At 69.7% G+C, this 24,437-nt stretch carries 3 protein-coding genes (1 of these 3 running past the window's edge); all 3 read left to right on the plus strand.

Annotated elements, in window-relative coordinates:
* Positions 1-22,479, plus strand: partial view of a non-ribosomal peptide synthase/polyketide synthase gene (locus FJV41_RS04155; RefSeq protein WP_141641092.1) — the end only. 24,132 nt of this gene lie to the left of the window's left edge; 22,479 of the gene's 46,611 nt are visible here — the last part of the coding sequence; its start codon lies beyond the left edge, outside the window; the stop codon is at positions 22,477-22,479.
* Positions 22,480-22,782: 303 nt separating this feature from the next.
* Positions 22,783-23,595, plus strand: coding sequence for a GNAT family N-acetyltransferase (locus tag FJV41_RS04160; protein WP_141641093.1), 813 nt, complete (start codon positions 22,783-22,785; stop codon positions 23,593-23,595).
* 79 nt (positions 23,596-23,674) lie between these two features.
* The gene (locus FJV41_RS04165) at positions 23,675-24,385 is read left to right on the plus strand and encodes an iron-containing redox enzyme family protein (RefSeq protein ID WP_246136980.1); all 711 of its coding nucleotides are present in this window, start codon (positions 23,675-23,677) and stop codon (positions 24,383-24,385) included.
* Positions 24,386-24,437: the final 52 nt, after the last annotated feature.

Genomic DNA, 24,437 nt, shown 5'->3' on the forward strand with positions numbered 1-24,437 from the left:
TCGGGCCGCGTCCACGGCGCGCTGGAGTACGCCACGGAGCTGTTCGACGCGGCGACCGCCGGTCGGATGGTGGACCATCTCCACGTGCTGCTCGCGTCCGCGATGGCTCGTCCGGATGAGCGCGTCTCTCGCCTGCCCTTGGCCACCGAGACCGAGCGCGCCACCTGGCCCGCGCCGCGTCCCGTGCGTGTCTCCACCTCCGTTCCAGCCCAACTCGCTGAGCGCTCGAAGCGGAGCCCGGGCACCGTGGCCGCCATCATCGGGGACCAGTCCTGGTCCTGGGCGGAGCTGACCCGGCGCGCGGAGAACGTCGCCGCGAGACTGCGTGCCACGGGATTGAATCCCGGAGCCCCTGTCGCGGTCTGCCTGCCTCCGTCCCCCTCGAAGCTGGCGGTCCTCTGGGGTGTCCTCGAAGCCGGAGGCGCGGTGGTGGCCCTCGGCGCCACGGACCTGGGTGGGCTTGCGGCCTATGCGCCCCAGGGCGCGGCAACGCCCCTGCTCATCACCTGGCGAGGGGTCGTCACCTCCTCGAAGCTCGATGCCGCGCGCACGCTCTACCTCGAGGATCTCCTCGATGCCTCGGTGCCCGCGAGCACGGGCGCACGTGGAGCCCGCGCGGATGCGGCGGCCTGGCTGTTGCCTTCGGGCGCGGGCCAGCCGGCGTGGACGTTGGACCATCACTCCCTGGCGGAGCTGTTCACCGCGCTGGATGAGCGCCTGCGTCCGTCGGAAGGCGGCACGTGGCTCGCGGCGGTCGACACGTCGGCGGAGCGTCCGGAGCTGGAGGTGTTGTGGGCGCTCTCGCGCGGTCTGCGCGTGGCGTTCCCCTCCGAGCAGGTCTCCGCGCGACTGGTGCGACTGCAAGGCGGCGGTCCTCGCACCCAGGCGATGGACATGAGCCTCATCTACTTCGCCAACGATGAGGACTCGATGACGGGTCCCAAGTACGAGCTGCTCGTCGAGGGCGCGAAGTTCGCGGATGCCCATGGCTTCTCGGCCGTCTGGACGCCCGAGCGGCACTTCCACTCGTTCGGCGGTCTCTACCCGCAGCCGGCGGTCGTCGCCGCGGCGCTGGCCACCATCACCAAACGCCTGCAGTTGCGCTCCGGCAGCGTGGTGCTGCCGCTGCATGACCCCATGCAGGTCGCCGAGCAGTGGTCCGTCGTGGACAACCTCTCCGGCGGGCGAGTGGGCCTCTCGGTGGCCACGGGCTGGCACGTGGCGGACTTCTCGTTCGCTCCGGCCAACTTCGAGGACCGCCGCAACATCCTGATGACGCACCTGGCGACCCTGCGCTCCCTGTGGCGGGGCGAGAAGATGAAGCGGCTGGGTGGTGGTGGCGTGACGGTGGAGGTGGGGCTGCGTCCGAAGCCCGTGCAGAAGGAGCTGCCCGTCTGGCTCACGGCCGTGGGCAATCCGGAGACATTCCGACTGGCCGGCGAGGTGGGCGCGGGCGTGCTCACCGGTCTGCTCGCGCTGTCCATCGACGAGCTGAAGCAGCGGGTCGCCCTCTACCGGGAGGCGTGGCGTCGCAACGGCCACCCGGGCCGAGGCCACGTCACGGTGATGCTGCACGCCTTCATCGGCGACGATGAACAGGAAGTCCTTCGCACGGTTCGCAAGCCGCTGCTGGGCTACTTCCGCAGCTCGGCGGAGATCACCGCCACGCTGCTCGCGGCCCAGGGGCACCAGGGTGAAATCGACAAGGTTTCCGAGGAGGACATCAACACCCTCCTGGAGCACACCTTCGAGCATCACGCGAAGGGCACGGGCCTCATCGGCACGGTGGAGAGCGGCTTCAAGCGCCTGCTCGACGTGAGGGTGGCGGACGTGGATGAGATCGCCGCGCTCATCGACTTCGGGCTCGAGACGCCCGTGGTGCTCAAGGGACTCGAGAAGCTCTCCGCCATCCGAGACCGCCTGGAGCAAGAGGCCGCCACGCGCCACGAGCAGGTCCTGGTGGAAGGCGACCAGGGCGTAGGCGAGGTGCTGGAGCTGGCACGGCAGTCAGGCCAGGTCCTCCTGCACACGTCCGCGCGCCTTGCGCGCACGCTGACCGAGCTGCCCGGTTCCCGTGAGGCCCTAGGGCCCGTGGGAGCCCTGGTGCTCGATGGGGCATCCCCTGAGCTGGCCACGACGCTGCATCAGAGCTCGGGACTCCAGGTTTTGCTCGCGGGCGGCGCACGAGAAGGCGCGCTGGTTCCCCGAGGCCCCGAGGAGCGCATCCCCGCGGGCCTCCGTCCGTGGATTCTCGACGGCGCGGGCCACCCCGTGCCCGTGGGAGTCGTCGGAGAGCTGGCGCTGGAAGGCGCGGGCCTGCCCTCCGGACTGTGGCGCTCCGAAGAGGAGGAGCGCCGTCGTCTGGTGGCCCACCCCATGGGAGGCGCGTCCCAGGTGTTCCGCACGGGTCGCCATGCGCGACTGCGCGCGGATGGACGCGTGGAGAATGTCCAGGTCTCCGTACCCAAGCCCCCTGCCCCCGTGGCCAAGGCGCCACCCGCGAAGACCGAGAGCCCCGCGCCCCGTGCGGCCACGGTGCCCACCGCGCCCACGGGGATTCCGAGGGCACGGCGCGACAGGCCGTTGCCGCTGTCCTTCGCGCAGCAGCGCCTGTGGTACCTGCAGCAGCTCGACCCGACGAGCACCGCGTACAACAACAGCTCCAGCTTCCGGCTCGTCGGTCCGCTGGACACCGACGCGCTCCAGGCCGCGCTGAACACGTTGGTGCAGCGTCACGAGGTGATGCGGACCACGTACCAGCTCACCGAGAACGGAGCGGTGCAGATCATCCACCCCAAGGGTGGCCTGCCCATGCCGCTGGAGGAAGTGGCTGGGGCGACCCCCGAGGAGCGCGAGGCCGAGCTGATGCGCCGCTGCCAGGAGAACGGCGCGCGGACGTTCGACCTGGAGCAGGGTCCGGTCATCCGCGCGGTGTTGCTGCGCATGGGGCCGCAGGACCACGTCCTCAACATGGTCATGCACCACGCCATCTCGGATGCGTGGTGCTCGCTGGTGCTCGCGAGAGAGATGTCGGTGCTCTACGCGTGCTTCAGCGCGGGCATCCCCAACCCCTTGCCCGAGCTGCCCGTGCAGTACGCGGACTACGCGGTCTGGCAGCGGGAGTGGCTGGAGGGCGCGGTCCTCGACGGACAGATTCGCTGGTGGAAGGACCAGCTCATTGGAGTACCCGCGCTGGAGCTGCCCGTGGACCGGCCGCGTCCGGCGGTGCAGTCCTACGACGGTGGCAGCCTGCGCTTCGTGCTGAGTCGCGAGGTGACGGAGCCCCTGCTCGCCCTGGGCCGCAAGGAAGGCGCGACGTCGTTCATGGTGATGCTGGCGCTGTACCAGGCGTTGCTGGGCCGCCACGCGGGACAGGACGACTTCGCCATCGGCATCCCCATCGCGGGCCGCACGCAGCCGGAGACGGAGGGCCTTATCGGCTGCTTCGTCAACACCCTCGCCATGCGCTCCCAGCTCACAGGGACGCCGACCTTCCGCGAGCTATTGGGCCGCGTGAAGAAGCAGTCGCTGGGGGCCTTCTCTCGCCAGGACGCGCCCTTCGAGCGACTGATTGAAGTGCTCCAGACGCCACGAGACCAGAGCCGCACGCCGGTCTTCCAGGTCGTCCTCAACGTCATCAACACGCCTCCGGCGGAGACCACGCATCAGACGCTCAAGCTGAGCCAGCTCGACGTCGCCACGGGGACGTCGAAGTTCGACCTGAGCCTGGAAGTCGTCGAGGGACAGGGCGAACTCGCCTGCCGCTTCGAGTACGCCGCGAAGCTCTTCGATGACGCCACGATGGAGCGCCTCATCGAGCACCTCAACGTGCTCGCGCGCACCGTGGTGGCCTCACCGGACCTGCCGGTGCAGCGCCTCCCGCTGATGGGCGAGGAGGAGCGGCGACAGGTGCTGGTGGAGTTCCAGGGCCGCACGGAGTCCTACCCGCGCGATGTGTCCCTGCACTCGCTCATCGAGGCCCAGGTCCTTCGTTCTCCCAACGCGGAGGCCGTCCGCTTCGAGGACTCCTCCCTCTCCTTCTCCCAGCTCGACTCTCGCGCCAACCAGCTCGCCTGGCACCTGCGCTCTCTCGGTGCTCGTCCCGGCGTCCTCGTCGGTGTCTGCCTGGAGCGCTCCCTGGACCTCGTCGTCGCGCTCCTCGCCGTCCTCAAGTCCGGCGCCGCCTACGTCCCCCTGGACCCGGCCTACCCCCGTGAGCGCCTCGCCGGAATGCTGGAGGACGCGGACGCACCCGTCCTCGTCACCCACGAGCACCTCAAGTCCGTCCTGCCTCCTCACGCTTCTCGCGTGCTGTGCCTGGACTCCGACGCGACCGCTGTCTCTCGTCAGCCCTCGACGACTCCCTCGCCCCTGGCTGGCACAGACTCTCTCGCCTACGTCATCTTCACCTCGGGCTCCACCGGCCGCCCCAAGGGCGCCATGAATGCCCACTCCGGCATCGTCAACCGCCTCCTGTGGATGCAGCAGCAGTACGGCCTGTCCGACTCCGACTCCGTCCTTCAGAAGACTCCCTTCTCCTTCGACGTCTCCGTCTGGGAGTTCTTCTGGCCCCTCATGACGGGCGCTCGCCTTGTCCTCGCGAAGCCTGGCGGACACCAGGACCCCGCCTACCTCGTCCGCCTCATCTCCGAGCAGCGCATCTCCACCCTGCACTTCGTCCCCTCCATGCTCCGCGCCTTCCTGGAGGAGCCGGGACTCGAGAAGCTCTCGGGACTGCGCCGCGTCGTGTGCAGTGGTGAGGCTCTCTCCTCGGAGTTGGTGGCTCGCGCCCACTCGCGCCTGCCCGCCTCCGCGGAAGTCCACAACCTCTACGGCCCCACCGAGGCCGCCGTCGACGTCTCCTTCTTCCACTGCGCTCGCGGCTCCTCCCGCTCCTCCGTCCCCATCGGCAGGCCCGTCGCCAACACCCGCCTCTACGTCCTCGACTCCCTCGGCCAGCCCACTCCCATCGGCGTCCCTGGTGAGCTCTTCATCGGCGGCGTCCAGGTCGGCCTCGGCTACTGGCGCAGGCCCCAGCTCACCGCCGAGCGCTTCCTCCCCGACGCCTTCTCCGACGCTCCCGAGGCCCGCCTCTACCGCACCGGTGACGTCGCTCGCTGGCTGCCGGACGGCACTCTCGAGTACCTCGGCCGCTCCGACTTCCAGGTCAAGCTGCGCGGCTTCCGCATCGAGCTGGGTGACATCGAGGCAGCTCTCCTTTCACACCCCTCCGTCCGCGACGCCGTCGTCCTCGTCCGCGAGGACGTCCCCGGCGACCAGCGCCTCGTCGCCTACGTCACGGGAGACGCGGAGCCGTTGACGGCGGAACTGCTGAAGACCCATCTCCAGCCGCGCCTGCCCGAGTACATGGTTCCGTCGGCCTTCACGCACCTGGGCGTGCTGCCGCTGTCTCCTAGCGGCAAGGTGGACCGAAAGGCTCTGCCCGCTCCTGATGCGCCCGTCGCGCAGCCCGGCAGGTACGTGGCGCCCCGGACACCGCTGGAGGAAACGCTTGCCACGCTCTTCGCGCAGGTGCTCGGCATCGAGCGCATCGGAATTCACGACGGCTTCTTCGAGATGGGCGGCCACTCGCTGCTCGCCACGCAGGTGGTCGTCCGCGTCCGGGGCGCGCTGGGCCTGGAGCTGCCCCTGCGCACGCTGTTCGAGGCACCCACCGTGGCCGCGCTCGCGGCGCGTCTGGATGCCCGATCCCAGGGCACGAGCCCGAGCGGGGAGCAACCGCCCCTGGTTCGTGTGGACCGCACGGGACGACTCCCACTCTCCTTCGCGCAGCAGCGTCTGTGGTTCCTGGATCAGCTCCAGCCGGGCATGGCGCTCTACAACATGCCCGTGGCGCTGCGCCTGTCCGGACGTCTGGAGCACACCGCGTTCCAGCAGGCCGTGGACGAACTGGTGCGCCGCCACGAGTCCCTGCGCACCACGTTCCGCGTGGTGGAAGGCGAGCCTCATCAGGTCATCCACCCCGCCCTGCCCGGAAACCTCCGGGTGGTGGACCTCTCAGGCCGGTCCGCCGAGCGGCGAGCGGAAGAGACGACGCGGCTCGCGATGGAGGACGCGAGCCTTCCGTTCGACCTCACCTCGGGTCCCCTCATGCGCACCACGTTGCTCGTGCTGGAACCGAACGAGCGCGTGCTGCTCTTGTGCATGCACCACACCATCTCCGACGGCTGGTCCCAGACGGTGCTGGTGCGCGAGCTGGTCCAGCTCTACGAGGCTTTCCGCCAGGGCCTTCCGTCACCGCTGCCGGAGCTGCCGATTCAGTACGCGGACTATTCCCTCTGGCAGCGCGACTGGCTCCAGGGCGCGACGCTCCAGACGCAGCTCGACTGGTGGAAGGGCCGGCTCTCGGGTGCCCCGGGCATGCTGGACCTGCTCACCGACAAGCCTCGCCCGGCGGTGCTCTCGCACCAGGGCGCCAGCATCCCCCTGAGCCTGTCACCCGCGCTCAGCAACGCGCTGGAGGCCCTGGCTCAGCGTGAACGCGTCACGCCCTTCATGCTGTTGCTGGCCGGGTTCCAGACCTTGCTGCACCGGTACTCAGGGCAGGACGACATCCTCATCGGCTCGCCCATCGCGGGGCGCCACCACGCCCGGACGGAGGGCCTCATCGGCTTCTTCGTCAACACGCTGGTGCTGCGCGCCCGCTTCGATCCGGACCTCACTTTCCGGGGCCTGCTGGCCCAGGTCCGCGACATGACGCTCGGGGCCTACGAACACCAGGACATCCCCTTCGAGCGGCTGGTGGAGGAGCTTCAGCCGACGCGTGACTTGAGCCGCACTCCGCTGTTCCAGGCCCTCTTCGCCCTCCAGAACATGCCGACCGCGGAGATGGCACTGCCCGAGCTGACGCTGCGAAGCGTGGACGTGGAACACACCGCCAGTCGCTTCGAGCTGGAGTTGGCCCTGACCCGAACGACGGAGGGCTACAGCGGAATCCTGTCCTTCAACACGGAGCTGTTCGAGCGCTCCACCGCCGAGCGCTTCGTGGCGCACCTGCTGCGCCTGCTGGAAGCGGCCGTCGCCGACGCGGACGCGCCGCTCTCCACCCTGTCGCTGATGACCGAGGCCGAACGCCGGCGAGTCCTCGTCGAATGGAATGACACGCGCGCGGACTACCCGTCCGAGGCCACCCTGCCCCTGCTGTTCTCCGAGCAGGTCCGGCGCACGCCCGAGGCCATCGCCCTCCAGTTCGAGGGCCAGCACCTCACCTATGCGGAACTCGACGCGCGCTCGAACCAGCTCGCTCGACACTTGCTGTCCCTGGGCTTGGGGCAGGAGCCGCGCCTCGCCGTATGCATTCCGCGCGGCCTGGAGCTCTACGTGGCGCTGCTCGGCATCCTCAAGGCCGGCGGCTGCTACGTCCCGCTCGATGCGAGCCATCCGTCGCGGCGCATCGCCTTCATGCTCGAGGACTCCAACGTCGCCGGTGTCCTCACCGTGAGCTCGGTCCAGGGCGTGATTCCCTCCGGGCCCTGGCCCGTGGTGGTGCTCGACACCGACTCTCCCCTCATCGCGAGTCGGTCCTCGGAGCCGCTCTCCGTACCGATCTGCTCGGACAACCTCGCGTACGTCACGTACACGTCGGGCTCCACCGGCACACCCAAGGGCGTGGCCATCACCCATCGGGGCGTGCTGCGACTCATCTTCGGCGCGGGCTTCGCGTCTCGTGAGCCTGGCGAGGTCATCCTCCAGGTGATTCCGCTGACGTTCGACCCTTCAGCGCAGGAGATCTGGAGCGCGCTGCTTTCGGGAGCGCGGCTCGCCGTGTATCCGCCGGGGACGCCGGAGGTGACGGAGCTGGCCCGCGTCATCGACGAGCACCACGTCACCACCGCGCAGCTCGCCAGCGCCCTCTTCGACGTCATGCAGCGGCATGAACCGGAGGCCCTGTCCCGACTGCCCCGGCTGTGGGTGGGAGGCGACGTGCTGCCCGTCCCCACGGCTCGCGAGCGGCTGGCGCGAGGGCTCTCGCTCACCAACGTATACGGCCCCACGGAGGCCACCGTGGTGACGACGCTGCAGGTGCTGTCACCGGGCGAGCCCCTGGGCGACTCCATCCCCATCGGCCGCCCCATTCCGAACACCCAGGTCTACGTCCTCGACGCCTCGCTGCGGCCTGTCCCGGTGGGCGTGCCCGGCGAGCTGTTCATCGGTGGCCCGGGCCTCGCGCGGGGGTACCAGGGACGTCCCGCGCTCACCGCCGAGCGCTTCGTTCCGCATCCCTTCTCCACCACGCCCGGCGAGCGCCTCTATCGCACGGGAGATCGCGTGTGCTGGACGCAGGACGGTGTGCTCCGCTTCCTCGGACGCATCGACCTCCAGGTGAAGTTGCGCGGCTTCCGCATCGAGCTGGGTGAAATCGAGTCCTCCCTGCGCGCGCATCCCGAGGTGCGCGAGGTGGCCGTCGTCATTCGGGAGGATGTGCCCGGCGACAAGCGCCTGGTGGCCTACGTCGCCACCACCGACGGCAACGCTCCCACCGGCGAGGACCCCAAGGCGTGGCTGCGGCAACGGCTGCCCGAGTACATGGTGCCCGCGCACGTCATGTACCTGTCCGCGCTCCCGCAGACGACGCACGGCAAGGTGGACCGCAAGGCCCTGCCGGTTCCGGAGACGTCCGTGACGACGACACCGGAGGATGCGGCACCGCGAAGCCCGCTGGAGGCCCAGCTCGCAACCATCTGGGCGGAAGTCCTGCATCGCGACACCGTGGGCCGCCACGACAACTTCTTCGAGCTGGGCGGCCACTCGCTCATGGCGACGCAGGTGGTGTCGCGCATCCGCGCCGCGCTGGGCGTGGAGCTTCCGCTGGCCAGGCTGTTCAGCGCACCCACGGTGGCGGAGCTGGCGGCGAAGCTCGGTTCGGCCACGAAGGTGAAGGCCCCCGCCCTCACGCGCGTCCCGCGCACGGACGACCTGCCGCTGTCGTTCGCCCAGCAACGCCTGTGGTTCATTGACCAGCTCGAGCCGGGGTCCACGCTGTACAACAGCCCGCTCCCCCTGCGCCTGGAAGGCACGCTGGATGAGCGCGCCCTCCGTCAAACCTTCGACGAGCTGGTCCGGCGCCACGAGTCGCTGCGCACCACGTTCCGTTCCGAGGCGGGCCAGCCCGTCCAGAAGATCAGCCCCGCGACCTTCGTGCCCGTTCAGAAGGTGGACCTGTCGGACATGGACCCGGAGGACCTGCGCACCGCGGAGGCCTACCGGCTGGTGAACGAAGAGGCCCGTCGTCCGTTCGACCTGGCACGCGGCCCGTTGCTGCGGACGCTGTTGCTGAAGCTCCGGCCCCAGGAGCACATCCTGGTCCTCCACGTGCACCACATCGTGTCGGACGGCTGGTCGCTCGGCGTGTTCGTGCGCGAGATGACGGCGCTGTACGAGGCCTTCCGTCGAGGGCTCCCGTCGCCGCTTCCGGAGCTGTCCATCCAGTACGCTGACTACGCCGTCTGGCAGCGCTCATGGTTGCGAGACGACACGCTCACGGAGCAGGTCGGCTGGTGGAAGCAGCAGTTGGAAGGAGCGCCCTTCGCGCTGGACATGCCCACGGACAAGCCGCGTCCGGCGGTATTCAGTCACCGGGGCGCCCTCGTCGATGTGCGCCTTCCGCTGAATCTCTCCCAGGCCGTGGAGGCGCTGGCGCACAAGGAAGGCGCCTCGCCCTTCATGGTGCTGCTGGCCGCGTTCCAGACGTTGCTCCACCGGTACTCGGGGCAGGATGACATCCTCGTCGGCTCGCCCATCGCCAACCGCAACCAGGGGGACACGGAGGGGCTGATTGGCTTCTTCGTGAACACGCTGGTGCTGCGCGCGCGCTTCGGCCCGAAGCAGGGCTTCCGCGAACTGTTGGCGCAGCTGCGCGACAGGACGCTGGGTGCGTACGAGTACCAGGGCGTTCCCTTCGAGAAGATGGTCGAGGAGCTCCAGCCGCGGCGCGACGCGAGCCGCACCCCGTTGTTCCAGGCCATGTTCACGCTCCAGAACGCGCCGCTGCCGGAGATCGTCCTGCCGGAGCTGTCCGTGTCTCCGGCCGACCTTGACGAAACGGGCCTCGCCCTGGTCGAGCTGGGGCTGGACCTGACCCGAACCCCCGAGGGATTCAACGGTGCCTTCAGCTACAGCACCGACCTCTACGAGCCCGCGACGCTGGAGCGCTTCTCCCTGCACTTCCTGATGTTGCTGCGAGCCATCGTCGCGCAGCCGGAGACGCCGCTGTCGGAGCTGCCGTTGCTGTCACCGGAGGAGCGCCAGCAGCTGCTCCTGGAGTGGACGGGCGAGCGCGAGGAGCTGCCCGCCGATGCGCGCATCCACGCGCTCATCGAGGCGCAGGTGGCCAGGACTCCCGACGCGGTGGCGGTGGTGTCGGGCGAGGACTCCGTCACCTATCGCGAGTTGGAGGCCCGGGCCACGCGGCTTGCGCGGCGCCTGCGCAAGCTGGGTGTCGGCCTGGAGACGCGCGTCGCCGTGTGCATGGAGCGCTCGGTGGAGTTGCTGGTGTCGCTGCTCGGTGTGCTCAAGGCCGGTGGCGCCTACGTGCCGTTGGACCCGGAGTACCCGGCGGAGCGACTGGCCTTCATGTTGGAGGACAGCGGCGCGCGCGTCGTGGTGTCGCGCGGACCGGCGCGCGAGAAGCTGGGAGACCTGGCCGGGCGCGACTGGCTGGACGTGGACACCGTGCCTCGCGAGGGTGCCGTGGCGGCGCTCACGGTGGACGTGCCTCCGGAGGCGGCGGCGTACGTGCTGTACACGTCCGGCTCGACGGGGCGCCCCAAGGGCGTGGTGGTGCAACACCGCTCGTTGGTGAACTTCACGCGGGCGGCGTGGAAGACCTATCCCGTGGAGCCGGGCGACCGGATGCTTCAGTTCGCGTCCATCAGTTGGGACACGAGCGCGGAGGAGATCTATCCCTGCCTCACGCGAGGCGGGACGCTGGTGCTGCGCACGCCGGACATGTTGGACGCGCCGGCGGTGTTCCTCGCGAAGTGCGAGGCGGCGGGTGTGACGCAGCTCAACCTGCCCACGGCGTTCTGGCACGAAATCACCGCGAGCCTGGAGGAGGGCCGCGCCCGTCTGCCGAAGCAACTCAAGTGGGTGGTGATTGGCGGTGAGCGCGCGGCCCCCGAGCGATTGGCCGCATGGCGGCGCGGCGCGGGTACGACCATTCCCCTGCGGAACACCTACGGGTTGACCGAGGTGACGGCGGTGGCCACGGCGGTGGACCTGATGGCGGTGAGCAACGACGAGGGCGCGCGGGAAGTGCCCATCGGTCGACCGCTGACGAACGTGACGACGTACGTGCTCGACAGTGCCTTCGAGCCCACACCGACGGGCGTGGTGGGCGAGCTGTACATCGGTGGCGAGGGCGTCGCGCGCGGCTACCTCGGACGCGCGGACCTGACGGCGGATCGCTTCACCCCCAATCCCTTCGGCCAGGGCGAACGGCTCTACCGCACGGGCGACAAGGCCCGCTGGAAGCGGGACGGGGGCCTGGAGTACCTCGGTCGAGGCGACACGCAGGTGAAGCTGCGCGGAGTCCGCATCGAGCTGGGTGAAATCGAAGCGGCGCTCCGCGCGGTCCCCGAGGTGCGGGACGCGGTGGCGCAGGTGCGTGAGGACGTCCCCGGCGACAAGCGCCTGGTGGCGTACGTGGTGCCCTCCGGGGCGACGCAGGACGCGGTGCCGGAGCTGGACGTGCTGGCCTTGCATGACCAGCTCCATCGGCGGCTGCCCGCGTACATGATGCCGGCGGCCTTCGTGCCGCTCGCCGTGTTGCCGCTCACGCCCAACGGCAAGGTGGACCGCAAGGCCCTGCCCGCGCCGGATGCGAACCTCCACCGCGTCACCCGGGCGCACGAGCCGCCCGCGACGCCCATGGAGGAGCGACTGGCGGAGCTGTGGCGCGAGTTGTTGCGAGTCCCCACGGTGGGCCGTCGCGACAACTTCTTCGAGCTGGGTGGCCACTCGCTGATGGCCACGCGGTTGGTGGCGCGCGTCCGCGACGAGTTCAGCGTGGAGCTGGGACTACGAGCCTTCTTCGAGGCCCCCACGCTGGCGGGGCTCGCGGAGCGCCTCACCAGCGCGACGTCGAGCAACTCCCTGCCGGAGCTGGGACGGCGTCGTGGACAAGGCCCCGTGCCCCTGTCCTTCGCGCAGCAGCGTCTGTGGTTCCTGGACCAGCTCCAGCCGGGTACGTCGCTCTACAACATGCCCGTGGCGCTGCGCCTGTCCGGGCGCCTGGAGCACACCGCGTTCGAACGAGCCGTGGACGAACTGGTGCGCCGCCATGAGTCCCTGCGCACCACGCTCCTCGCGGTGGAAGGCGAGCCTCATCAAGTCATCCACCCCGCCCTGCCCGGAAACCTCCGGGTGGTGGACCTCACAAGCCGGTCCGCCGAACAACGGGCCGAAGAGACAACGCGGCTCGCGATGGAGGATGCGAGCCTTCCGTTCGACCTCGCCTCGGGGCCGCTCATGCGCACCACGTTGCTGGTGCTGGAGCCGAACGAGCACGTGCTGCTCTTGTGCATGCACCACACCATCTCCGACGGCTGGTCCCAGGCGGTGCTGGTGCGCGAACTGGTCCAGCTCTACGAATCGTTCCGCCAGGGCCTCCCGTCGCCCCTGCCGGAGCTGCCGATTCAGTACGCGGACTACTCCCTCTGGCAGCGCGACTGGCTCCAGGGTGAGACGCTCCAGACGCAGCTCGACTGGTGGAAGGGCCGGCTCTCGGGTGCCCCGGGCATGCTGGACCTGCTCACCGACAAGCCTCGCCCGGCGGTGCTCTCGCACCAGGGCGCCAGCATCCCCCTGAGCCTGTCACCCGCGCTCAGCAACGCACTGGAGGCCCTCGCTCAACGTGAGCGCGTCACGCCCTTCATGCTGTTGCTGGCCGGATTCCAGACCTTGCTGCACCGGTACTCGGGGCAGGACGACATCCTCATCGGATCGCCCATCGCGGGGCGCCACCATGCCCGGACGGAGGGCCTCATCGGCTTCTTCGTCAACACGCTGGTGCTGCGCGCCCGCTTCGCTCCGGACCTCACGTTCCGGGGCCTGCTGGCCCAGGTCCGCGACATGACGCTCGGGGCCTACGAGCACCAGGACATCCCCTTCGAGCGGCTGGTGGAGGAGCTTCAGCCGACGCGTGACTTGAGCCGCACCCCGCTGTTCCAGGCCCTCTTCGCCCTCCAGAACACGCCAGACGCGGAGATGGCGCTGCCGGAGCTGACGCTGCGAAGCGTGGAGGTGGAATACACCGTCAGTCGCTTCGAGCTGGAGCTGGCCCTGACCCGAACGCCGGAGGGCTACAGCGGAGGACTGGCCTTCAAGACGGACCTGTTCGAGCGCTCCACCATCGAACGACTGGGGGCGCACCTGCTGCGCCTGCTGGAAGCGGCCGTCGCCGAAGCGGACGCGCCGCTCTCCTCCCTGTCGCTGATGACGGAGGCCGAACGCCAGCGAGTCCTCGTCGAGTGGAATGACACCCGCGCGGACTACCCGTCCGAAGCCACCCTGCCCCTGCTGTTCTCTGAGCAGGTCCGGCGTACGCCCGAGGCCATCGCCCTCCAGTTCGAGGGCCAGCACCTCACCTACGCGGAGCTCGACGCCCGCTCGAATCAGCTCGCTCGACACTTGCTGTCCCTGGGCTTGGGGCAGGAGCCGCGTCTCGCCGTGTGCATTCCGCGGAGCCTGGAGCTGTACGTGGCCCTGCTGGGCATCCTCAAGGCTGGTGGCTGCTACGTCCCGCTCGATGCGAGCCATCCGTCACGGCGCATTGCCTTCATGCTCGAGGACTCCAGCGTCGCTGGTGTCCTCACCGTGAGCTCCGTCCAGGGCGTGATTCCCCCCGGGCCTTGGCCCGTGGTGGCGCTCGACACCGATGAGGTGCGCATCACGAGCCAATCCGAGGCTCCGCTCTCCGTACCGCTCGGCTCGGACAACCTCGCGTACGTCACGTACACGTCGGGCTCCACCGGCATGCCCAAGGGCGTGGCCATCACCCACCGGGGCGTGCAGCGGCTCATCGCCGGCATGGGTGTCTCGTCTCGCGAGCCCGGCGAGGTCATCCTCCAGGTGACTCCGCTGACGTTCGACCCCTCAGCACTGGAGATCTGGAGCGCGCTGCTCACGGGAGCGCGGCTCGCCGTGTACCCGCCGGGGACACCGGAGGTGGCGGAGCTGGCCCGCGTCATCGACCAGCACCACGTCACCTCCGCGGTGCTCGCCACGGCCCTCTTCGACGTCATGCAGCGGCACGAGCCGGAGGCCCTGTCCCGACTGCCTCGGCTGTTGGTGGGAGGCGACGTGCTGCCCGTCCCCACGGCTCGCGAGCGGCTGGCGCGAGGGCTTGCGCTCATCAACGCGTACGGCCCCACGGAAGCGACCGTGGCGGCGACGCTGCAGGTGCTGTCACCGGGCATGCCCCTGGGCGACTCCGTCCCCATTGGCCGCCCCATTCCGAACACCCAGGTCTACGTCCTCGACGCCTCGCTGCGGCCCGTCCCGGTGGGCGTGCCCGGCGAGCTGTTCATCGGAGGCCCGGGCCTGGCACGTGGCTACCAGGGACGTCCCGCGCTCACCGCCGAGCGCTTCGTGCCGCATCCCTTCTCCACCACGCCCGGCGAGCGCCTCTATCGCACGGGAGATCGCGTGTGCTGGACGCAGGACGGTGTGCTCCGCTTCCTCGGACGCATCGACCTCCAGGTGAAGTTGCGCGGCTTCCGCATCGAGCTGGGTGAAATCGAGTCCTCCCTCCGCGCGCATCCTGAGGTGCGCGAGGTGGCCGTCGTCATTCGGGAGGACGTGCCCGGCGACAAGCGCCTGGTGGCCTACGTCGCCACCACCGACGGCAACGCTCCCACTAGCGAGGACCCCAAGGCGTGGCTGCGGCAACGGCTGCCCGAGTACATGGTGCCCGCGCACGTCATGTACCTGTCCGCCCTGCCGCAGACGACTCACGGCAAGGTGGACCGCAAGGCCCTGCCGGTTCCGGACGCGTCTGGCTTCGACACAGGGAGTCCGCACGAGCCGCCCGCGACGCCCATGGAGGAGCGACTGGCGGAGCTGTGGCGCGAGTTGCTGCGAGTCCCCACGGTGGGCCGTCACGACAGCTTCTTCGAACTCGGCGGCCACTCGCTGATGGCGACCCGACTGGTGGCGCGCATCCGCGACGAGTTCAGCGTGGAGCTGGGACTGCGAGCCTTCTTCGAGTCCCCCACGCTGGCGGGGCTCGCGGAGCGCCTCACCAGCGCGACGTCGAGCAGCTCCCTGCCGGAGCTGGGAAAGCCTCGCGGCCAGGGCATCGTGCCCCTGTCCTTCGCGCAGCAGCGCCTGTGGTTCCTGGATCAGCTCCAGCCGGGCACGTCGGTCTACAACATACCGGTGGCGCTGCGCCTGTCCGGGCGCCTGGAACCCACCGCGTTCCAGCAGGCCGTCGACGAACTGGTGCGCCGCCACGCGTCGCTGCGCACCACTTTCCGCGCGGTGGAAGGCGAGCCTCATCAGGTCATCCACCCCGCCCTGCCCGGAAACCTCCGGATGGTGGACCTCACGAGCCGGTCCGCCGAACAGCGGGCAGAAGAGACGACGCGGCTCGCGATGGAAGATGCGAGCCTTCCGTTCGACCTCGCCTCGGGGCCGCTCATGCGCACCACGTTGCTGGTGCTGGAGCCGAACGAGCACGTGCTGCTCTTGTGCATGCACCACGCCATCTCCGACGGCTGGTCTCAGACGGTGCTGGTGCGCGAGCTGGTCCAGCTCTACGAATCGTTCCGCCAGGGCCTCCCGTCGCCCCTGCCGGAGCTGCCGATTCAGTACGCGGACTACTCCCTCTGGCAGCGCGACTGGCTCCAGGGCGCGACGCTCCAGACGCAGCTCGACTGGTGGAAGGGCCGGCTCTCGGGTGCCCCGGGCATGCTGGACCTGCTCACCGACAAGCCTCGCCCGGCGGTGCTCTCGCACCAGGGCGCCAGCATCCCCCTGAGCCTGTCACCCGCGCTCAGCAACGCGCTTGAGGCCCTCGCTCAACGTGAGCGCGTCACTCCCTTCATGCTGTTGCTGGCTGGGTTCCAGACCTTGCTGCACCGGTACTCGGGGCAGGACGACATCCTCATCGGCTCGCCCATCGCGGGTCGCCACCATGCCCGGACGGAGGGCCTCATTGGCTTCTTCGTCAACACCCTGGTGCTGCGCGCCCGCTTCACGCCGGACCTCACGTTCCGGGGCCTGCTGGCCCAGGTCCGCGACATGACGCTCGGGGCCTACGAGCACCAGGACATCCCCTTCGAGCGACTGGTGGAGGAGCTTCAGCCGACGCGTGACTTGAGCCGTACGCCGCTGTTCCAGGCCCTCTTCGCCCTGCAGAACACGCCAGACGCGGAGGTGGCACTGCCGGAGCTGACGCTGCGAAGCGTGGACGTGGAACACTCCGTGAGTCGCTTCGAACTGGAGCTGGCCCTGACCCGAACGCCGGAGGGCTACAGCGGAGGACTGGCCTACAAGAAGGAGCTGTTCGAGCACTCCACCATCGAGCGACTGGGGGCCCACCTGCTGCGCCTGCTGGAAGCGGCCGTCGCCGAAGCCGATGCGCCGATCTCCTCCCTGTCGCTGATGACGGAGACCGAACGCCAGCGCGTCCTCGTCGAATGGAATGACACGCGCGCGGACTACTCGTCCGAAGCCACCCTGCCCCAGCAGTTCTCTGAGCAGGTCCGGCGCACGCCCGAGGCAATCGCCATTCAGTTCGAGGGCCAGCACCTCACCTACGCGGAACTCGACGCGCGCTCGAACCAGCTCGCTCGACACTTGCTGTCCCTGGGCTTGGGGCAGGAGCCCCGCCTCGCCGTGTGCATTCCGCGGAGCCTGGAGCTGTACGTGGCCCTGCTGGGCATCCTCAAGGCTGGTGGCTGCTACGTCCCGCTCGATGCGAGCCATCCGTCACGGCGCATCGCCTTCATGCTCGAGGACTCCAGCGTCGCAGGTATCCTCACCGTGGGCGCGGTCCAGGGCGTGCTGCCCTCGGGTGCCTGGCCCGTGGTGGCGCTCGATACCGACGGGGGACGCATCGCGAGCCAGTCCGCGGAGCCACTCTCCGTGCCGCTGGCTTCGGACAGTCTCGCGTACGTCACGTACACGTCGGGCTCCACGGGAACGCCCAAGGGCGTGGCCATCACCCACCGGGGCGTGCTGCGCCTCGTCTCCGGTATGGGCTTCGCGTCTCGCGAGCCGGGCGAGGTCATCCTCCAGGTGGCTCCGCTGACGTTCGACCCGACGGCGCTGGAGATCTGGAGCGCGCTGCTCACGGGGGCGCGGCTCGCCGTGTACCCGCCGGTGACACCGGAGGTGACGGAGCTGGCCCGCGTCATCGACGAGCACCACGTCACCACCGCGCTGCTGGCCACCGCCCTCTTCGACGTCATGCAACAGCATGAGCCGGAGGCCCTGTCCCGACTGCCCCGGCTGTGGGTGGGTGGCGACGTGCTTCCCGTCCCCAGGGCTCGCGAGCGATTGGCGCGAGGGCTTGCGCTCACCAACGCGTATGGCCCCACGGAAGTCACCGTGGTGACGACGCAACAGGCGCTGCCACCGGGCGAGCCCCTGGGCGACTCCGTCCCCATTGGCCGGCCCATTCCGAACACCCAGGTCTACGTCCTGGATGCGTCGCTGCGGCCCGTCCCCGTGGGCGTGCCCGGTGAGCTGTTCATCGGAGGCCCGGGCCTCGCGCGAGGCTACCAGGGACGTCCGGCGCTCACCGCCGAGCGCTTCGTTCCGCATCCCTTCGCCACCACGCCGGGAGAGCGCCTCTATCGCACGGGAGACCGCGTGTGCTGGACGCAGGACGGCGCGCTCCGTTTCCTGGGACGCATCGACCTCCAGGTGAAGGTGCGTGGCTTCCGCATCGAGCTGGGTGAAGTCGAATCCGCCCTGCGCGCGCATCCCGAGGTGCGCGAGGTGGCCGTCGTCGTCCGGGAGGATGTGCCCGGCGACAAGCGCCTGGTGGCCTACGTCGTCACGGCCGACGGCAAGGCCCTCACCGGTGAGGAGCCGAGAGCGTGGCTACGGCAACGGCTGCCTGAGTACATGGTGCCCGCGCACGTCATGTACCTGTCCGCGCTCCCGCAGACGACGCACGGCAAGGTGGACCGCAAGGCCCTGCCAGTGCCGGACGCGTCTGGCTTCGACATGGGGAGGGCGCACGAGCCGCCCGCGACCCCGTTCGAGTCGAGACTGGCGGAGCTGTGGACGGAGCTGCTCCAGGTCCCCCGCGTGGGCCGTCACGACAGCTTCTTCGAACTGGGCGGCCACTCGCTGATGGCCACCCGACTGGTGGCGCGCATCCGCGCGGAGCTGGGCCTGGAGCTGGGCGTCCGTACACTCTTCGAGTCCCCCACGCTGGCGGGGCTCGCGGAGCATCTCCAGCGGGGGCTGTCCATGGAACGAGGGCTCGCGGTGCTGCCGCCGCTGGTGCCCGTGCCGCGAGGAGGCGCGCTCCCGCTGTCCTTCGCGCAGCAGCGCCTGTGGTTCCTGGACCAGCTCCAGCCCGGACAGGCGCACTACAACATCCCCTGGGCGCTCAAGCTCCTGGGCACGGTGAACCTGACGTCGCTCCAGCGTGCCTTCGACGCGCTGGTCCAGCGTCACGAGTCACTGCGCACGACCTTCACGATGGAGGGCGGCGAGCCGCGACAGGTCATCCATGCGACGGCGACTCCGCCGTTCCACGCGGTGGACCTGACGAAGCTGCCTCCCGAGCAACGTGAGGCCGAAGTGCTCCGCCTCTCCACGGAGGACGCGCTCCGTCCGTTCGACCTGGCCGCGGGTCCCCTGCTGCGAGTCACCGTGCTGCACGTCACGCCGACGGAGCACGTCCTGCTCGTGTGCATGCACCACATCGTCTCGGACGGCTGGTCCATGGGCGTGCTGGTGCGTGAGCTGACCCAGCTCTACGAGGCCTTCCAGCGAGGAGCGCCGTCGCCCTTGCCGGAGCTGCCGGTGCAGTACGCCGACTACGCGGTGTGGCAGCGAGGCTGGCTCAAGGGTGAGGCCTTGAGTGAGCAGCTCGGGTGGTGGAAGCGTCACCTCGATGGCGCCGCCCCCGCGCTGGAGCTGCCCACGGACAAGCCTCGTCCGGCCGCGCTCTCGTCCCATGGCGGACTGGCGTCCCTGCGACTGTCTCCCGCGCTGAGCGACGCGGTGGACGCGGCGACCCGCCGCGAGAAGGTCACGCCCTTCATGCTGCTCCTGGCCGCGTTCCAGGCCCTGCTCCAGCGGTACTCGGGACAGGACGACGTGGTGGTCGGTTCGCCCATCGCGGGCCGTCGACATGCACAGACCGAGGGCATGCTGGGTGTCTTCATCAACACCCTGGCGCTGCGCGCGCGCTTCACGCCGGAGCTGACCTTCCGAGGTCTGCTGGCCCAGGTGCGCGACACGACACTGGGCGCCTATGAGCACCAGGACCTCCCGTTCGAGCGACTGGTGGAAGAACTCCAGCCCGCGCGGGATCTGGGCCGCACGCCCCTGTTCCAGGCCATGTTCGTGCTCCAGAACGCACCGACTCCCGAAGTCGCGCTGTCGGACCTGACGCTCAAGAACGTGGACGTGGAGCACAGCTCGACCAAGTTCGAGCTCAATCTCCACATGGTCCGAGCGACCGACGGCTACCAGGGCGGTCTCGTCTTCAGCACCGACCTGTTCGAGCCGGCCACCGCCGAGCGCCTCATGCACCACTTCCAGCACCTGCTGGAGCGCGCGCTCGCCACGCCGGATGCCCCGCTGGCCACGCTCTCGCTGCTCACGGATGACGAGCGGAAGCGACTGCTCCTGGACGCCCCCTCGGTCGAAGCGAGTGTGCAGCCGGGGCATCCCTTCCATCGCCTCTTCGAGCAGCAGGCCGCGCGGACTCCCGAAGCCCCCGCGCTTCGCTGCGAGGACCAGGCGTGGAGCTACCGTCAGCTCGACCAACGCGCCAATCAGCTCGCGCACCACCTGCGCGCGTTGGGTGCCGGGCCGGATGTGCCCGTGGCCCTGTGCCTGGAGCGTGGCGTGGAGGTGGTCGCCGCGCTGCTCGCGGTCCACAAGGCGGGAGCGGCCTACGTTCCGCTGGAGCCGTCGCAGCCCGCGGCGCGCCTTCGCGGCCTCGTGGAAGAAGTGTCCGCGCCCATCGTCATCACGGAGGCGCGCCTCGCGGGTGCCTTCGACGGACTCGACGTCCGGTGCGTGCGGATGGATGAGGACGCGGCGGTGCTCGCGAACCAGCCTGTCCACGCGACGGGAGTCGAAGTCGGCCTGGAGCACCTGGCCTACGTGCTCTTCACGTCGGGCAGCACGGGTCGACCCAAGGGTGTCGCGGTGCCGCACGGCCAGCTCATGAGCTACGTGCACGCGGCCATCGACCGGCTGCGGCTGACCGAGTGCTCGAGCTTCGCGATGGTCTCCACCTTCGCCGCGGACCTGGGCAACACGGTGCTGTTCCCCGCGCTCGTCACGGGTGGGCTGCTGCACGTGTTGACGCAGGAGCGGGCACGAAGCCCGGAAGGAGTGGCCGCGTACTTCCAGCGCCACGCGGTGGACTGCGTGAAGATCGTCCCGTCGCATCTGGCCGCGTTGCTGACGGTGCCGGAGCCGCGACGTGTCCTTCCCCGCAAGCGACTGGTGCTGGGCGGCGAGTCGTCGTCGTGGGCCCTGCTGGAGAAGGTCCACGCGCTCGCGCCGGAGTGCGAGGTCTTCAATCACTACGGGCCGACGGAGACGACGGTGGGTGTCCTCGCGGGGCGGGTGGAGCTGCCGCCCGGTGACAAGGCCCCCGCGCAGGTCCCGCTCGGTCGGGCCTTGGGACAGACGCGCCTGTACGTGCTGGACGCGGGCCTGCGGCTCGTCCCCGTGGGGATGCCCGGCGAGTTGTACGTGGGTGGCCCCCAGGTGGCCCGAGGCTACTTCGGGCGTCCCGAGCTGACGGCGGAGCGCTTCCTCGCGGACCCGTTCAGCACGGCGAGCGAGGCACGCATGTACCGCACGGGAGACCGGGTCCGGTGGCTCGCGGATGGCCGCATGGAGTTCATCGGACGCATGGACTTCCAGGTGAAGGTGCGCGGCTTCCGGGTCGAACCCGGCGAGATCGCCGCGGTCTTGCGCGAGCACGCGTCCCTGCGAGACGCGGTCGTGGTGACGCGAGACGATGGCGCGGGAGACAAGAGGCTCGTGGCCTACATCGTGGCCTCGACGCCGCCCGCGCCGGATGTGGCCACGCTGAGAACGTGGCTCCAGCAGCGCCTGCCCGAGTACATGGTGCCGTCCGCCTTCGTCGCCCTGCCCGCCCTGCCGCTGACGCTCAACGGCAAGGTGGACACGAGGGCCCTGCCGGAACCGTCCGTCGATGCGTCCGGAACGGAGTCCGCGCTGCCGCCGAGGACACCTCTGGAGCTGCGGCTGGTGCGCATCTGGGAAGAGGTGCTCGGAGTCCGCGCCGTCGGAGTCCGCGCCAACTTCTTCGAACTGGGTGGTCACTCGCTGATGGCCGTGCGCCTCATGGCGGAGGTGAGCGAGGCGGTGGGCCGCCCGGTTCCGCTGGCCGCGCTCTTCCAGGCGCCCACGGTGGAGCAGCTCGCGGTCCTGCTCAGCGACAACGCCCCTCTCACCCCGTCCACCGTGGTGCCCTTCGGAGCCCCGCGCCCTGGCGGGAAGACGCCGTTCTTCTGCGTGCACCCCGTGGGAGGCAACGTCCTCGCCTACGCCGAACTGGCCCGTCGACTCGGAGCGGAGCGTCCCTTCATCGGCCTCCAGGCGCGGGGCGTGAACGGGGAAGCAGCACCGCGAGGCACCGTCGAGGAGATGGCCCAGGCCTACGTGACGGCGATGCGTGAGGTCCAACCCTCGGGGCCCTACCTGTTGGGAGGCTGGTCACTCGGCGGCGTCATCGCCTACGAGATGACGCAGCAGCTCCGCGCACAGGGGGAGCAGGTGGAGCTGCTCGCGCTCATCGACAGCTACGCCCCGGACGTGACGCGGGCCCAGGAGCCGTCGGAGTTGGATCGGTTGCAGGTGGTCGGCATGTTCGCGAGAGATTTGCTCGGGGCGTCGCTGACGAACCTCGCTCTCGACTTCGGCGCGCTCGCTTCGCTGGAGCCGGACGCGGTCCTGGAGCACCTGCTCGCGGCGGGCACCCAAGCGGGAGTCCTTCCTCCCGGAACGGACCCCGAACAACTGAAGTCCCTGCTGCGGGTGTTCGAGGCGAACCTGGGTGCCGCGCGTCGCTACGTGGCGAAGCCGCTGTCCACGCGCGCGGTGCTGTTCAAAGCCACCGAGCACGACGCGGAGCTGCCCACGGATGGCGGCTGGTCCGCGCTCATCGGTGAAGGACTGGAGCGTCACCCGGTGAAGGGAGACCACTACGGACTGCTGCGTGAGCCCGGCGTGCAAACCCTGGCCGAGCGACTGCGGGACGCGCTGAAGTCCTCGCGCTGAGCAGGCACGTGAGGTGGCTGCCGCGACTCGGACATGGAGGTCCGACGCGGCAGCCACGTGAGGACTCGCTTCCACTGCGTCATGTGCATGTTCTCCATTCGTTGTGGGCTCTGAACCCGTCAACGGCTTGGAGAGACCTGGACGCCGTTGTGATGGGGCGAACTGTTACCCGCTGGAGCAGAGCACGTGCGCAGCGGCTCGCGAGGCCTGTCTCGGGGCCGCGGTCGAACTCGAGTCACCTGCGACGAAAGGACGTGCGAGGGCGGTGAGACACCGGCCCGCTTCGCTACCAGGAGAGTACCCATGACGTGCAGGCAATGGCGCTGGCGTGTTGCCGCGACCCAGCGGGAGCTCGATGACGTGGCTCGCATCCGCTGGGCTGTCTTCGGCGGAGAACTGGGATTGCTGCCCGAGCAGTCCGCGCTGTCTCGGCGGGAGGTGACGTGCGTCGACACGCTCGACACCACGGTGCATGTGCTCGTCCATGCCGGCGACGAGCCGGTGGCGACCATGCGAGTCGCGTTGCCCAACGCGGAGGTGGCGGCGAACCTGGGTGCAAAGGTGGGGCTCGAGATGGAGCAGCGAGTGGACCTCTCGGGCCTGCTCCGGCCGGGAAGGCTGTTCGCGGAGCCCTCGCGCTTCTGCGTGTTGCCGAAGTGGCGGCGCTCGGAGGCCGTCACGTGGCTGCAGGCGGGCATGTACGCGGAGAGCCGGCGGCGCGGAGTGACGCACTGGATTGCGTCCGCGAACCTGGAGACGGACTCGCCCGAGGACGCGCTCCTCTCCTGGCAGGTGGCTGCCCACCGGGGATGGCTGAGTCCTCACTGGCGCGTGGCCGTGACCGACCCGTGTAGGGCCCCGGTGCGGCCCCGCAGTCCCTTCTACACGCCCGAAGAACGGGCACAGGCGGCGCAGGGGCTGTTGGACGGACTGCGGCTGCCCAGGGCGCCCTCGCTCTTCGCCAGGACGATGGGGGCGCGCTTCATCGCGGAGCCGCTCTACGACACGTATTTCCAGTGGTTCACGCTGCCGCTCGTCATGGCGCTCGATGAAATTCCGGCGGACTCCGTGGCGCGCTTCCACGCGATGGAGAACGACGTGAGTCCCACCGCCTAGACCGGAGCGGTTGCTCCCTTCCTTTCACCTTCAACACGCGGCGACCGGGAGCCCCATGGGCACCGGACAGGAGACGTACGTGCGAACACAGGCGAAGAATCACGCGGGAACGACTTGGTTGGTGGAGCTGGACGCGGAGGCGCGAGGGCTGGTGGCGGCGGTGGATGCGCGGCCCGACGGCCACCGCCTCTTCGAGGGCACCCTCGATACGGCGGGCTACATCCACTACCTCGTCCAGACGTACCACTACGCCCGATGGAGCACGCCGATCCTCGGCGAGGCGGGCGAGCGGCTGAAGCGGCTGGGCCGGCACCCGGAGCTGGCGCAGTTGCTGATCCAGAAGGGGGAGGAGGAACGGGGGCACGACCGGTGGCTGTTGTCGGACCTGAAGAACCTGGGGTGCTCGGAGGAGTCCGTGGAGACGGCGGCGCGGAGCCCGGCGGTGGAGGCCTATACGGGGTGGAACTTCTTCACGTCCCGCGCGGGCGTGCCGACGGCGGTGTTGGGGACCGCGTACGTGCTGGAGTACCTGTCGCAGACGCGGGCGGGCGTGTGGGCCCGGCGACTGAAGGAAGTGTCCGCCATTCCCAACATCCACAAGTCCGTGACGTTCCTGCGCAGCCACGGGGCACTGGATGGCGACCACGTGGCGGAGATGGCGCGGCTTCTCGGACGACTGACGGAGCCGGAGGACCAGGAGGCCATCCTCTTCTCGGCCCGCGTCGCCCGGAGCGTCTACCCGTGCATCTTCCGTGAGGGCGGCGCCTCCACCCTACCCCTCGCGAGGTAGAGACAACCGCACGCAGGCTGGGGGAACCTCCCGTTGGAACCCTGGCCTTCGG

Origin of the sequence: Myxococcus llanfairpwllgwyngyllgogerychwyrndrobwllllantysiliogogogochensis (assembly GCF_006636215.1) — a bacterium.
In the GTDB taxonomy this organism is placed as follows: Bacteria; Myxococcota; Myxococcia; order Myxococcales; family Myxococcaceae; genus Myxococcus; species Myxococcus llanfairpwllgwyngyllgogerychwyrndrobwllllantysiliogogogochensis.

What these genes read in the sequence shown, in the direction of transcription:
- FJV41_RS04160 (WP_141641093.1), top strand. Translation starts at nt 22,783, where the DNA reads ATGACGTGCAGGCAATGGCGCTGGCGTGTTGCCGCGACCCAGCGGGAG.